Below are 13,108 nucleotides of genomic sequence, written 5' to 3' on the forward strand. Positions count from 1 at the left end.
GCTGGTGGTCGCGCTCAGGGCCGCCGGGTTTGCCAACGCCAGTCGCCGGCCGATCGGCGCCGCGTAGTCCCGCACGTACAACGCGTACCGGTGACATCCAGCTGATCGAGAAGGCCAGTCGTCAGCCCCGTGAGCGTTCCAGCGTGTGCTCGAAACCGTCGACGGAGGGCGCGTGCTACAGACCCTTTTGCAGGTCATCCTGCTTGAGGGACCTGAGGCACGCTGATGGGCACCAACACCGTAGCGCCGATGCTCAGGATGCACGTGATCTCACCCTTCCCGCCGGCCGAGGACGGGCCAGACTGGTCGGATGGACGAGACGATCCTGAGGGTGAGACCCGCCCGGGCTGGTGACGAGCGCGGCATCGCCGTTGCGTGGCTCGACAGCGGGCGGTATTACGCCGCCTTGTATCCGGACCTTTCCAGATACCGTCAGGTGATGTGGCGACGACTTTCGAGCGGATACTGCCCACGCCGGTGCGTCCTGAGCAGTGTCGGCTGGTGGCAGAAGCGTCTGGCGAGGTAGTCGGTTACATCGCCGCGAGGCTGCATGCCGCGGCCGGGCCGCCGGAGGGACAGTTCGATCGCGACCGCACTCAGTCGAGCGTGTGGGTCGATGCGCTCATGGTGCGAGCTTCCGATCATCGCCGTGGTGTTGGAAGCAGGTTGCTGGAGGCTGTCGAGGACTGGGCCATGAGTCGGGACACAGCGACGATCGAACTCGATACCTTCGCCCGCAGTCCCTTGTCCGTCCCTTTCTATGAGCGTCTGGGCTATGTGGACGAGGTCGAGCGCGGAGCGGAAGAAGTCCGTGGGCGGGCTGCCCTGCTGCTGCCGAACCCACCGCGCGTACCAGCGACGGCTCCGCGCCCGTCCCAGCATGTGCCGGTTGATCCGCCGGCCGTAGACGGCGCGCGGCAGCCGCTGGAACAGCGGACCGGCGACGAAGTTCCACAGCAGCTCCAGCAGCGTCCCGCCGCTGGCCTGGTCGCGCCCGCCGAGCCACCACAGCGTCTGTGCCGTACGCGACCAGGCGCGATGCTGTGCGTAGCAGTGGTTGCGCAGCTCGGTGTGGCGGTGCTCCCTGAGCCCGTCGAAGGCAGGAGCGGTGACGACGGAGCGCAGCAACCGGTAGCTGTGCAGCCGCAGTTCACCGGTGCCGGGCGGCATGGTCTCCTTGAGCTGGTTGGTCAGCAGCTCGAACAGCTCGAGCGGCGGTGGATCGGCGCCGTCAGGAATCTGCGGGATGTACGCGTGAGGGGCGAGCACCTCGATGCGCCCGCGCATCCGCGATCGCAGTCCGGAAACGATCCGCCGTCCCGCATCCCCGCCCTCGGGCTCGTGAAGGAGTACGACCGGCACTCGGCTACGGGTGCGCCGTGACTGGACCACCAGTCTGTCGAATGCCTCGATGAACCGGTCGACGCCGGGATAGGCCGGAATACGACTCTGCGGATCCCCCATGGCCATGGGCTGGCCCTCCTCGTGCCCCTGGAACCCAGGACTGTCGTCCTCAACTGATCTACCCAAGCAGGGAGTTGGATCACATTGAGGGCTTTTGCTGCTTTCCCTCCGGGCCTTTTCGAGGATGGGCGGATCCGTACGGCCCGGGAGCGTGTCCGTTCCTGGAGCAGTACGCGAGCGCGGCGCGTTCCCCATCGAACCGCTCAGCACCTTGCACGGCCGGGGCATCCAATCCCGGGTAGAGGGCCCCGGTCAGGCTCACCCCTGGGCGCGCGCACCCTGAGTAGGGGACAGGCCATCGCGGTCGCGAGGCGCTGCGGGTTCAACCTGACCGAGTGCGCCACTTCTCTTTCCTCGGTGACGACGTCCGGCAGCTGCTCGGCTCAGGCACTGGGCCGGATCTCACTGGCCAAATGGCGGGTGAACTGCGGTGAGGCGCTCCTTATCGCCGGGCGCCGCAACTCAGGTGCGGGCCGTGCGTTGCCGGCACCCACGTCTCCCCGCCGACGTCCTTGGCGCAATGCCCGGCAGATCATTTCTGAGATTTCACGCGTTCAGCGGCATAGCGGAGTACCTCCACGCTTGTCCTTAGGAATGGAGGAGCCGACGCGCAGGATCGGCCCGTGGAAGCAAGGTGGCGATGGATGCCGAGGCGCAGGACGTATTCCACAAGTCGGCGGCGCACCGGTCGTCAGCACTGGTGACGACCGCAGTACTGTCTCGACGAACCAGAGTCCTACGTCCGCCAGATCATGTACCGGCAGCAGGTCTACCGCTGCCAGACGCAGTGGCGACGACGCGGGCTGCGTGCAGCCGACCCGCCGCAACGCTGGGCCCCGCCGACCGCTCCTGGCCTGGCTGCGCACCCTCACACCCGAACTTGCTGCCTTCAGCCCACATGAGGCCCAGCAGGCGCGCCGCGCCGACTACTCGGAAACGGGCGGGCGGCGTGATCCGACCGGCTTTGTACACGGTCGGCCATCGCCGCGCAGTGGCAGTTCGCCTGCGACGTGCTGTTCGAAGCGGCAAGAACTCAAAGCCAAACCCGACGGCACTGACGCGCATCACCAGATGCCTGCCGGCGCCGGTTGAAGCGAAGAGGAACCACCCGCATGAAAGTGCCCCAAGTCTCCGTCGTCGTCCCCTGCTACAACGAAAGCGAGGTGATCGACGCCTTTCACACGGCCTTGGTCGAGGCTCTGGAGCCGACGGGGAGACCTTTCGAGATCTGCTACGTCGATGACGGCAGCAGCGATGTGACAGGGGCGCGCCTGCGATTCCTCGCGGCAGCGGACTCCCGGGTGCGCTACACATCCTTTAGCCGCAACTTCGGCAAGGAGGCGGCGATGCTCGCCGGTCTCCGTATGACCCGCGGTGATGCGGTGGTGCTGATGGACGCGGACCTCCAGCATCCGCCCGAGCTCGTCCCTCAGATGCTGGACTTGTACGAGAGCGGCAGCGACCAGGTGGTGGCCCAGCGCGATCGCACCGGAGAAGGAGCTGTCCGCACGGCGTTCAGCCGCGCCTATTACCGCATGGTCCGGCGCTTCATGGAAGTCGAGGTGGCTGACGGCGCCGGCGACTTCCGGCTGCTGTCACGCCGCGCCGTGAATGCCGTGCTCTCCTTACCTGAGCGCAACCGTTTCTCCAAGGGGCTCTTCTCCTGGATCGGCTTTGAGGCCGTCAGTTTCACCTACACCAATGTGCAGAGAGCGGCCGGGCAGTCCAAGTGGGGAGGACGTCGGTTGCTCAACTACGGCATCGACGGCCTGCTCTCCTTCAACAGCCGGCCCTTGCGTATGGCGATCCACACCGGTCTTTGGCTATTCCTGGCCGCACTGGGCTACGCCCTGTGGATCATCGCGAACGTCGTACTCCACGGTGTGGACACCCCTGGTTACGCGACCCTAGTCACGGTCATCGTCGGACTCAGCGGACTGCACCTGGCCACCCTCGGCGTTGTGGGCGAATACGTGGGCCGCATCTACCACGAGTCCAAACGGCGACCGCACTATGTCGTGAGCGAGACCGACGAATCCGACGAGGCGACCACCACCGCCCCCACCCTCGCCCATGGCCTCGAACCGATCGCACAGGCGCCCTTGCATTCATGAACGCACGCGGACTCAGGCAATTCGCATCCTTCGCCGCGATCGGTGTCGTCAACACGGCCATCTACTACGCCGTGTACATCACCGTGAACCTCCGGCTGCCCTATCTGGCGGCGCATGCCGTGGGCTACGCCGTCGCGATGAGCGCTTCCTTCCTACTCAACTCCTGGATCACCCTGCGCACCAAGCCGACCTGGAGGGGCTTCGCCCGGTATCCCCTGTCGGGTGCGGTCAATGTCGTGGCGAGCGGCGTCGTGCTTCATCTGGCGGTGAGAGTACTGGGCATGAACGAGAACGTTGCCGCCCTGGTCGCCGGCCTGCTGGCCACACCGCTCTCCTTTCTCGTGGCCCGCTGGGCCATCACCGCAGGTCGGCCCTTCACGCCGCCCGCGGCTGGGACCATCCGACCGCACACGCACGAAGGGCAGCGGTGACATGACCATCGAGGCGACCAGCGCACCCCGTACCAAGTCATCCATCGACCCCGGCGGTCCCCGACGGACTTCGATGACCCGGTGGCGCACACTCCGCCTGTCGGCACTGTCCCTGCCACCGCTCACTCTCCTCGCGATGGCGTCATGGTTAGGCCGCCACGTCCGCCCCAGCGCGGACGAGTGGTGCTTCATCCCCAATGTTCGCGACCACGGCATCACCGGCCTGATTGGCACCTTCTATTTCACCGACAACGGGCGTCTCGGCAATGGACTGCTCGTCGGCCTGTACGCCCAATTCCCCGTCGCCGGACACCAATGGTTCGCGACCGTCAGCGGCGTGATCATGCTGGCGCTGCTGTGGACGGTGACCGCCCAACTCCTGCGCGCCGCCGCTGTGGAGGCACCCCCGGGCACGGCACTCCTGGCCGCCTCCACGATGACAGCGGTCTTCCTCTTCGCGACTCCGAACACGTACAAGACGTTCTACTGGCCCGCGGCCTCCGTCTCGCACACCCTGGCACCCGTGCTGGCGTGCGCGGCCGTGATCCCGCTGTTGCGGGCCCGTGGCAGCCGTGGGCGCTACATCGCCCTGGCCACCGCGCTGGCGGTCGGCGTCTTCATGGGCACGCTCTCCGAAGAGGCCTCGGTTGTCGCCCTCGTGACGTTGTCGGTTCTGGTGCTGTCCGCCCACCACATAGTCGTGCCGAGGCTACGACGCTTCGTCCGGGCCTGGTCGCTGACCGCGATGGCCGGTATCGGCATCGGCACACTCCTGCTGGTGACCTCTCCCGGATTCCGCACCCGCCGCACGCGCTACGACGCCGACCGGACATCCATGCTCGCCCCCGACAGCCTCATGAACTCCCTGCGCGGATACGTACGCATCTTGGAGACCGTCTTCACCACGTGGCAGTACCTCGCTGCGATCGCGGTCGGTGTGCTGATCGGCCTGCTCGTCCGAGGCAGGACCGATCGGCACGGCGTGTTCCTGCCGTACCGGCCGTTATTGCTCACGGCCCTTGGGGCCATCACTGTCCTGGTGTCCGGATACCTCTGCACCGTCATCACGTATCCCGTCTTCGGGGCGAGGGTGGTGACCACGGAACGCACCTGGAACGACTATCTCCTGCCCTACATCTTCGTGTTGACCGCAGCCGGCGCCTTTGCGGGCCGAGCGGTGCGCCGCCGTGGCCGCCGCACCGGAGTCACCGTGAGCGCGACCGCAGCCGCCGCAGTGTGCACCGCCGCCGTACTGGCCCTGTTCGTTCCGTTGCACGGACTCGGCGAAGATATGCGGGTGCGGGCCGCGAACTGGGACCAACAGGACCGATACCTGCGCGAGCAGGCGGAGCACGGCGCGACCGTGGCACCGTACAAACCGCTCCCGGTGTCCAAGATGCTGGAGCCGTTCAGCAACGGGGGGCGCAAGGTGTGGCCGGCGCAGTGCGTCGCCGACTACTACCACCTGGAAAAGGTCACCCACGCCGTCGACCTGCCCGGCCGCGGAGCCGCTCCTACAGGTCGGGGCACCCGATGATGCTCAACGTGACCGGCCACGAAGGGCTTCAGGGGACGCGCAGCGGCAACTGCGCCCATGTACGTCTCGCGCGTCAGATCCTCGGCGCCGATGCCCAGCCTGGTGGCGCGGAACTCATTGATCGCCTGGGGCCGATGAGCAGCGTCCAGTCCTCCAGAGGAGACTCCAGGGCAGCCTGGGATTCCGGCAGCGAGGAGCAGGTTCTGGCCCGTTTCCGGCGGCCGGTGTTCAGCCGTCGGGAACGAGCCCATTCCCCGCGAGGAAGGAACCGGCGGCGCCACCTTCGGCGCGCTCGCGCTCCTCGTCTTCGTGCCGGTCTCGGCGAGCGCCGCCACCGGTGACTTCTCCTGCCACTACATCGGTCTCGACGGCACACCGCAGTCGGCCACTCTGCACGACCCGGCCAGCCCCGGCTGCATCGCCCTGCCGGAGGTGGCGGACCCGGGTTCTTCCGAGCTCGCGTTCGCCCCGCACAACGACACCGACGAGTGGGTGATGGTGTTCACCGAGCCGTACTGCACTGGGGACTCCTGGACGCTGTGCCCGCACGGGAATCCCGCCACGGACCGGCTCACGATGCGTTCGGTGTTCATGACCGGCCGCCACTGACGACGCATTTTGCCCTCGTCATCCACGGGGCCTGCTGAGACACCATTTCTTTATCGTGCGATGGGGCCGGCGGCGGTGAAGCCGGTCGCCAGAGGGTGCTTGTCCATGAGTGCCTGTCTCGGTGGCTGCTGCCGTCAGCGATACAGGAACACGCCGTTCGGGCGCTCCTGACATGTGCCAGGAGCGCCGCAGTTGGTGCGAACCTACCCTCGCAGCAGTCGCAGGCACTGCTGCCGGCGGCGCCGGATCCCGGTATTCACAGGAGGAGACAATGCTCAAAGCCGTATTGGGCCTGTTTGTGGCGGTGGCGGTCGTGTTCGCGGTGGCGCCGTTCGCCGGCGCTGACCAGACCGCGACGATTGCCTGCTGCGGTGGTACGGGCAGCTTCTAACAGGGGCCGCTCCACCGTCATTTCGCTGTTGGGGGGAGGGCCGGTCGGATTGCTGGCGGGCCTCCTTCAGCAGTGCGGCTGCCTTGCCACGGGAAACCCCAAATCGGGGCGACTCGGGGTGGGCTCACAGCTGCTGCCCCTGACTGATTCTTACTCCAGGACGCTCTCCGCAGGGCTCTTCGCCGTTGCGTGACCGTCGCGATGTCGTTCTCCATGCAGTTGGGCCAGTCCAACTGGGGGAGTGTGTCGTGCAGATTCGGATCAGTGTCCCGGCGGACGAGAGCGGCGTGACGGTCCGCGACCTTTACCGATGGCTGCGGCTGGACGATGACGTCAGGCGCCATGGAGAGGTGCAGTTGGTGCCCGCTCAGCACGTGAGCGGGACCATGGGAGCGATCGAGGTCATCGATCTGGTTCTCGGACAGGGAATCGCAGCCCTGAATCTCGCCTTGGCGTATGCCGCATGGCGCAGCGCCCGCCCCGAGGCCCCGCCGGTGACTGTCTCGGTCGACGGTGTGTCGGTCACGGTCCGGGATGGCTCTGAGGAGTCGGTGCAGCGCATTGTGAGCGTGCTGCGTTCCCTGCCGTCGGCGGGGGCTGCGGTGCAACACGACCCTGGGACTGAGTGATGGGGTTGCCGGACCCGCTCAGTTCTCGTGCTGTGCTGATCGGGGTGGGTGACTACGAGGTCCTGGAGTCGCTGCCGGCGGTCCGTAACAACCTTGCTCAACTCGCTGAGTTGCTCAAAGACACCACAGTGTGGGGGCTGCCCGCTGATCACTGTGCGGTGCTGTACAACCCACAGACCAGTCATGAGGTCCTCGACGTAGTCAATGAGGCTGCTGCCCTGGCGCGGGACGCGTTTGTTGTCTACTTCGCGGGCCACGGGCTGATCTCCTCACAGGCGGATCTGCACCTGGCCCTGCCTGGATCGGATCCGGGGAGGTTGTACCGGGCGGTCGATTACGGCCTTCTCCGGCATGAGTTGGTGGACACGTGCTCCGCCACCAGCCGTGTGGCGATCTTGGACTGCTGCTACAGCGGGCGTGCGCTGCAGGGGCACATGGGGGTGGTACCCGACCTGGCGGATCAGGCGAGGGCCGACGGCACCTATCTGATGACGGCCTCGGCTGAGACCAAGCTCGCCTGGGCTCCCGCAGGGGAGCGGTATACGGCGTTCACGGGCGAATTGGTGAAGGTGCTCGCCGAAGGGGTTCCTGGTGCTGGTGCGTTACTGACCATGGACACGCTCTTCTGGCAGGTGCGGCGTGAACTGTCTGCCAAGGGACGTCCGGTCCCGCAGCAGCGGGCGCGCAATGCCGGACACGGCATCGTGCTGGCCCACAACCGCGCGGTGCGCAGAACGGACCCGGCCAACGAGGAGGATGACTGTGGTAGCGGGCGGCATCAAGCTCCAGCGTCCGCGCTGCAGCAGCCGGCCCCGGTACCTCCTGCTGTTTCGGACAAGGGCGGCAGGCGTCGGGTTGGTGTGCTGAGCGCCGTCGCGGGTAAGCCGCTGCGGAAGGTGCGGCTCGCCGTCCTGCAGCGTGAGCTGGCGGCGCAGAGCGCGGTCGTGCTGCGAAGCGAGGAGCCCCTGGGCAGGCGTCCCCTTGCACGTGGCTGCCTGAAGACGCTGTTGTACGTACTGTGCGCGTACCTGGTCTCGGCGGCGTGCGTGGAAGCGATGGCGGTGCCTGACACCTGGCCGTTTCTGGGCATTTTCACGTCGATCCTGGCCGTCGGCTATCTCGTGACGATGGTGCGCCATGAACGGCGGCTACGGCATCCGCCCGATGCTGTGTGCATCGGTCCTCGGGAGATCTACATCGAGCGCTTCGGGCTATGGATCCACGTGCCCTGGTCGGCCATCCGCTCGGTTCACCCGACCCGGGACGGGCTCTATCTCGAACTGCTCCTCGACTCGTCGCTCGCGAGCAGACATGTGCGGATCGTGCTGCCTCGCGCGGCGCGCCGAACGCCTGAGCTGCTTCCCCTGTGTCCCTACGGCTGGTTCGGCTACGAGAGTGCCGAACTGCTCTCCGTGCTCAGCCGGTTTGCGCCTCACGAGACTCTCGATCCGACGCTGAGGACAGGACGACCGGCCTCGGACTACCCGCGGTCGTCGTGATCTTCCGGTAGGAACCGCCGACCAGCAACTGTCTGCGCTGGATGCGGCTGGTGGGCGTGGGTGGGGGTTCTGACCGGTGGACGTGGATGGGTGTGTGCCCTCATACGTGTCCTTGCTCTCTGCAGTATCGCGATTGCGGATAGTGGCGCCCTGGGGGTGGGGCGGGCCGCGATGATGGGCGCCGGGGAGTGGGGCGAGGCCGGGAGCGGCGGCGGAAAAGTCGGGTGTCCGGGGTTGGCCCGCCGGTGCGACTTCTTAGTGAAGGGCCTCGACGGAGGGGCCGGCCGTGCACGATGCCGCCGGGTGGGCGGGAAAGTGAAGTGATGGCGTTGAACGATGCCCAACGCAGTCTGGTCCAGCAGTTCATCCGAGGGGACCAGGAAGTCCGGACGCGTGTCGTCGACCAGCTTGACGGCCCGGACCGCGCCGACAGTCTGGAGGCCGAGCGGGTCCTGGTGGCGTGCGTGCGTCAGGGGGACTGGTTGGCCTGGAACACATTGCTGAGGCGCTTCGGGAACGGACTGATGTCCGTGGCATGGCAGCGGCTGGGGCGACGCCAGCCGGCCGAGGACGTCGTCATCGAGGCGTTCTACGAACTGGCGATGACCGGAAAGGAGATCGAAAGCGTTCGTGGATGGCTGCGGACCTACGTCGACCGCCGTGCGGTGTCGGCCTACCGCCGGACGTGGCGCGAGGTATGGGCGGCCGACCCGCACGAGCTGAAGGCCGTGCCACCGGGTTCGTCCACTGAGCCGGCCGAGGGCGAGCTGGCGGCGCGAAGGACCTGGCAGGACGTCAAGCGTTTACTGACGCCGGAAGAGCAGCTGCTCATCACCCGCCTGGCTGACGGGGCGAGTGCAAGCGATGAGGCGGCCGGGCTGGGCGTGTCCGTGCACGCGTACGAAAAGCGCCGGCAGAGGGCCTGCCGACGGGCCCGAGCCGTGCTGCGGGTGTTGCGGATGTGGCCGCAGGAACGCCGGTGCGCCGAACTGGAACGCATCTTCACCGAAGCGGAGAAGAGGGCGGTCACGAAGCAGGAGTGGCTCACCCAGAGCGTCGTGGACAAGGTGACCCTGCACCTGGAGAAGGAGGGGCAGAGCAGGTGCCGCCACTGCGAGCGCCAGGAGGAGCAGCACGCGTCCTTGCGGCTTCCCTACGAGGGTCTCGTGATCTTCGCGCCCTCGCCGGAGCTGCGCGAGCGGATGCAGCAGGTCTGCGCCGAAGTACGCCTGGGACACCAGAAGAAGACGCAGACGCGGCAGAACACCGACGCCCCGGCTGGCGGCGCCCGCCGGACGGTCACCCGCCGGTACACCCCGCCCCCTTCCAGGGGACCGTTCACCGGCGGCCCCCGCGCAGTGCCGCGGCGCCGGCCGGCGCGCCGTGTGGCCAAGGCGGCCGGGGCGGCTTTGTTGGCCTCACTCATCACCGTTGTCCTGACCGACCAAAGCGGCGCGGGCATCAGCCTGCCGAGCCTTCGACAGGTTCCCGGAGTGGGAGCGTTCGCCGGCCCCGGCGGCCATGAGCAGGCCGACGGTGACGACTTGGGCGGCGACTCGAACGGCATTGCCGCTGAGGGCGGCAACGCCGGCAGGGCCAAGGGTGATGCCGACAGCGGCCGGGACCGGGGCCAGGACGGCAGCGCCGGCGGCGGAAACGACCGCCGTGAGGACGGCGACCGCAGCAGCGGCGACACCGGCAGCGGCCGCCACGGTGGTGGCGGCGACGGGGACAGCGGTGACGGCGGCGATGAGAACGGCGGTGACGGGATCAGCGGTGATGAAAACGGCGGGGACGGCGAAATCCGTCTGGAAGAGGGCGAGGTCGTCGCCCCGCCGGAGGACGTCACCGGCCCCAGCGTCAGCCTGGCCGGTATCAGCGCGAGTGCTGTCGGCCAGGAGGTTGTGGACCATCATGGCTCGCTCATGCAGACCTGCGGTCCCGGCGGTACCCCCACCACCTACAGCGTGTGGGTGGCCGCATCCGACCCGTCGGGCGTCTACCGCCTGCTCCTCTCCATTGAGCACCCCACCGACGGCACCTACGAATCCAGCACCGGTGTAGCCGACGGCGACGCAGTCCGGTTCGACGTCCCTGCCTACCGCACCGGCCCCAAAGCCCTGGAAACGGTGCAGCTGCGGCTCACCGCCTGGGCGAAGGACACGAACGGCAACCGTACCGACGCCGACCTCGGCACCCTGCCGCTCTACGAGTGCGGCGAACCCGGCTGACCACCCGTCTGCCCAGACACCCATCCAGATCCACCACCCCGGAGCAGCACGTGACGTCCGTACCCTCTCCCGAGCCACCGGTCCCACCCGAGAACTGCCCGCCCGGCACGTTCATCACCCAGCACACCGCCCTCGTCCTTCTGACGGCGCTGGTCATCGGCCTGATCGTCGCGGGCCTCACCTTCCTCAACGGCACACCGACCGCGGGCGCGGTCCTCGCCGGCGCTCTGAGTGCCGGAGGCAGCGTTCCGGTACTGCGGACCCTCATCCGCTGAGGCACACCACGGGGGCGGGTCGCCGGCATGAGGTGGCCCGCCCTCAGGAGTACGCCGAGTGTGCGCAACCAGCGTGCGGTCGGGAGTGGCTCTGTAACTCGCCCATGGCTGACCGCACTTGACGGCAATGGTCCATACCAATACGTTTCCGGGCATGCGAATACCCCTGAGAAGACTGGCTGTTGCCACCTGCTCAATGTCCATGCTCGCTGTGCTCGCCCCTGCGGCGGGACCGGCTCTCGCAACCGAGTCGCATTCCGCCACGGCCAAGTACGGAAAGCGGGTGGGCTACTTCACGCAGTGGGGCGTCTACGGTCGCGACTTCCAGGTCAAGGACCTGGACACGAGCGGTCAGGCGGCCAAGCTGACGCACCTCAACTACGCCTTCGGCAATGTGAACGCCGAGGGAGAGTGCTTCACCGGTAACGTGCCGGGCGAGGCCGATGCCTGGGCCGACTACGCGCGCCCGCTCGACGCCGAGAACTCCGTGGACGGCGTCGCCGACACCGACACGCAGGCGCTCGCCGGCAACTTCAACCAGCTGCGTGAACTCAAGGCGAAGCACCCGGGTCTCAAGGTGCTGATCTCGCTGGGCGGTTGGAGCTGGTCCACGCACTTCTCCGACGCCGCGCTGACCGCGCAATCGCGCAAGGAGTTCGTATCGTCCTGCATCGACCTGTACATCAAGGGCAACCTGCCGGTCGACGGTCCACGCGGTGGCGCAGGCTCGGCCGCCGGGCTGTTCGACGGCGTGGACCTCGACTGGGAGTGGCCCGGCTCGCAGGGTGACACGGACACTGTCTACCGGCCCGAGGACAAGAAGAACTTCACCGCCCTGGTGCACGAGTTCCGTAGGCAGCTTGACGCCTACGCGAAGAGCCAGGCGCCGCGTGGCAAGAAGGCCAGGCACTACGACCTCACGGCGTTCGTGCCGGCCGCGCCGAACGCGATCGACGCAGGGTTCGACATCCCGCGGATCATGCGGGACTTCGACTTCGTCAACCTCCAGGGGTACGACTACCACGTGTCGGGCCAGGCCACGACGGCCCAGCAGTCGGCGCTTTTCGCCCCGGGCGATTTCAGCGTGGACCAGACGGTCCGTGACTGGGTGCGCAGGGGAGCCCAGCCGCGCAAGCTGGTGGTCGGCATGCCGTTCTACGGGCAGGGCTGGACCGGCGTGAGCGGCGGCGGGGATGGCCTTGGCCAGCCCGCCACGGGGCCGGCGAAGGGTACGTACGCGGACGGTTACGAGGACTACAAGGTCCTTAAGGGCCTGGCCGCCTCGGGGACGTACACCGTGTACCGGGACCGCTGGAACGGCAGCGCGTGGATCTTCGACGGCACCACGATGTGGACGTATGACGACCCGCGGGTGCTGAGGACCAAGTCGGCGTACATCCGCAAGCTCGGGCTCGGCGGCGCGATGTTCTGGTCCATGGACGGCGACACAGCCGACGGTGAACTGACAGCAGCGGTGGACAAGGGGCTCAACGGTCAGCGCTGACCCACCACCCACCCACCGGGCCCGGCACACACGATGCGCGCCGGGCCCGCACCACATTTTTGTCAGAGCACATCTACACAGAGGTATTGAGGTTGTTCGATAGCAGTGATCGGGCACCGAGCCGATGCTGACGATCCTGTACGTCATCAAGGGGGAGGCACCATGGCACAGGATCCCGCGCCGAAGCACCTGACAATCACCCTCGACTTCGACCTCCAGACTGCCAACTCCACGGTGAGCGAGGCCAGGGTTAGGGCGGCCTACAGGGCAGCCGCCGAAGCGGCCCTGGCGGCAGCCACCGAGCAGCTTCCCGAGGGGAGCATCAAAAAGGTCACGGCCGAGCTGGACTGGTCATACCGCTGGATCGGGGAGCCCGAGGTCCTCTTCACGCGGGACGGGCAGGGCTGAGACGCGAAGAGCCCCG

General features: G+C 67.4%; 11 protein-coding genes. All 11 read left to right on the forward strand.

Annotation, left to right across the window (positions count from 1 at the left end):
* Nucleotides 1–501: 501 nt before the first annotated feature.
* The 11 genes from CP983_RS45300 (at nt 502) to CP983_RS43620 (ending at nt 13,092) form a co-directional block, all read left to right on the forward strand.
* The gene (locus tag CP983_RS45300; RefSeq protein WP_425282264.1) at nt 502–1,383 is read left to right on the forward strand and encodes a GNAT family N-acetyltransferase; all 882 of its coding nucleotides are present in this window, start codon (nt 502–504) and stop codon (nt 1,381–1,383) included.
* A 1,199-nt stretch (nt 1,384–2,582) separates the two neighbouring features.
* On the forward strand, nt 2,583–3,578 hold the full coding sequence (locus tag CP983_RS43575) for a glycosyltransferase family 2 protein (protein ID WP_150507271.1): 996 nt from the start codon (nt 2,583–2,585) through the stop codon (nt 3,576–3,578).
* The gene (locus tag CP983_RS43580) at nt 3,575–4,009 is read left to right on the forward strand and encodes a GtrA family protein (protein WP_150506208.1); all 435 of its coding nucleotides are present in this window, start codon (nt 3,575–3,577) and stop codon (nt 4,007–4,009) included. Before CP983_RS43575 ends, CP983_RS43580 begins: the two co-directional genes overlap by 4 nt.
* A gap of 1 nt (nt 4,010) precedes the next feature.
* The gene (locus CP983_RS43585; RefSeq protein ID WP_150506210.1) at nt 4,011–5,546 is read left to right on the forward strand and encodes a DUF6056 family protein; all 1,536 of its coding nucleotides are present in this window, start codon (nt 4,011–4,013) and stop codon (nt 5,544–5,546) included.
* 309 nt (nt 5,547–5,855) lie between these two features.
* Nucleotides 5,856–6,155, forward strand: coding sequence for a hypothetical protein (locus CP983_RS43590; protein ID WP_229915109.1), 300 nt, complete (start codon nt 5,856–5,858; stop codon nt 6,153–6,155).
* Nucleotides 6,156–6,794: 639 nt separating this feature from the next.
* Nucleotides 6,795–7,175 carry an effector-associated constant component EACC1 gene (locus CP983_RS43595; protein WP_150506214.1) on the forward strand — a complete coding sequence of 127 codons (381 nt, stop codon included), beginning with the start codon at nt 6,795–6,797 and terminating at the stop codon, nt 7,173–7,175.
* Complete coding sequence (locus CP983_RS43600; RefSeq protein ID WP_150506216.1) at nt 7,175–8,674, forward strand: caspase family protein; 1,500 nt, start codon at nt 7,175–7,177, stop codon at nt 8,672–8,674. The genes CP983_RS43595 and CP983_RS43600 overlap by 1 nt, the downstream gene beginning before the upstream one ends.
* A gap of 323 nt (nt 8,675–8,997) precedes the next feature.
* Nucleotides 8,998–10,905: an RNA polymerase sigma factor gene (locus CP983_RS43605; protein ID WP_167537859.1), complete on the forward strand. Its 1,908-nt coding sequence runs from the start codon at nt 8,998–9,000 to the stop codon at nt 10,903–10,905.
* A 50-nt stretch (nt 10,906–10,955) separates the two neighbouring features.
* Nucleotides 10,956–11,180: a hypothetical protein gene (locus CP983_RS43610; RefSeq protein ID WP_150506220.1), complete on the forward strand. Its 225-nt coding sequence runs from the start codon at nt 10,956–10,958 to the stop codon at nt 11,178–11,180.
* A gap of 196 nt (nt 11,181–11,376) precedes the next feature.
* Nucleotides 11,377–12,684 carry a glycoside hydrolase family 18 protein gene (locus CP983_RS43615; protein WP_244364968.1) on the forward strand — a complete coding sequence of 436 codons (1,308 nt, stop codon included), beginning with the start codon at nt 11,377–11,379 and terminating at the stop codon, nt 12,682–12,684.
* A gap of 162 nt (nt 12,685–12,846) precedes the next feature.
* Nucleotides 12,847–13,092, forward strand: a complete 246-nt coding sequence (locus CP983_RS43620; protein WP_150506224.1) for a hypothetical protein — start codon at nt 12,847–12,849, stop codon at nt 13,090–13,092.
* Nucleotides 13,093–13,108 lie beyond the last annotated feature (16 nt).

It is taken from the genome of Streptomyces chartreusis (assembly GCF_008704715.1).
Taxonomy (GTDB): domain Bacteria; phylum Actinomycetota; class Actinomycetes; order Streptomycetales; family Streptomycetaceae; genus Streptomyces; species Streptomyces chartreusis.

Excerpts from the sequence above, each read along its gene's own strand:
- CP983_RS43580 (WP_150506208.1), top strand. The coding sequence starts at position 3,575 with ATGAACGCACGCGGACTCAGGCAATTCGCATCCTTCGCCGCGATCGGT.
- CP983_RS43585 (WP_150506210.1), top strand. The coding sequence starts at position 4,011 with ATGACCATCGAGGCGACCAGCGCACCCCGTACCAAGTCATCCATCGAC.
- CP983_RS43600 (WP_150506216.1), top strand. The coding sequence starts at position 7,175 with ATGGGGTTGCCGGACCCGCTCAGTTCTCGTGCTGTGCTGATCGGGGTG.
- CP983_RS43605 (WP_167537859.1), top strand. The coding sequence starts at position 8,998 with ATGGCGTTGAACGATGCCCAACGCAGTCTGGTCCAGCAGTTCATCCGA.
- CP983_RS43615 (WP_244364968.1), top strand. The coding sequence starts at position 11,377 with ATGTCCATGCTCGCTGTGCTCGCCCCTGCGGCGGGACCGGCTCTCGCA.
- CP983_RS43620 (WP_150506224.1), top strand. The coding sequence starts at position 12,847 with ATGGCACAGGATCCCGCGCCGAAGCACCTGACAATCACCCTCGACTTC.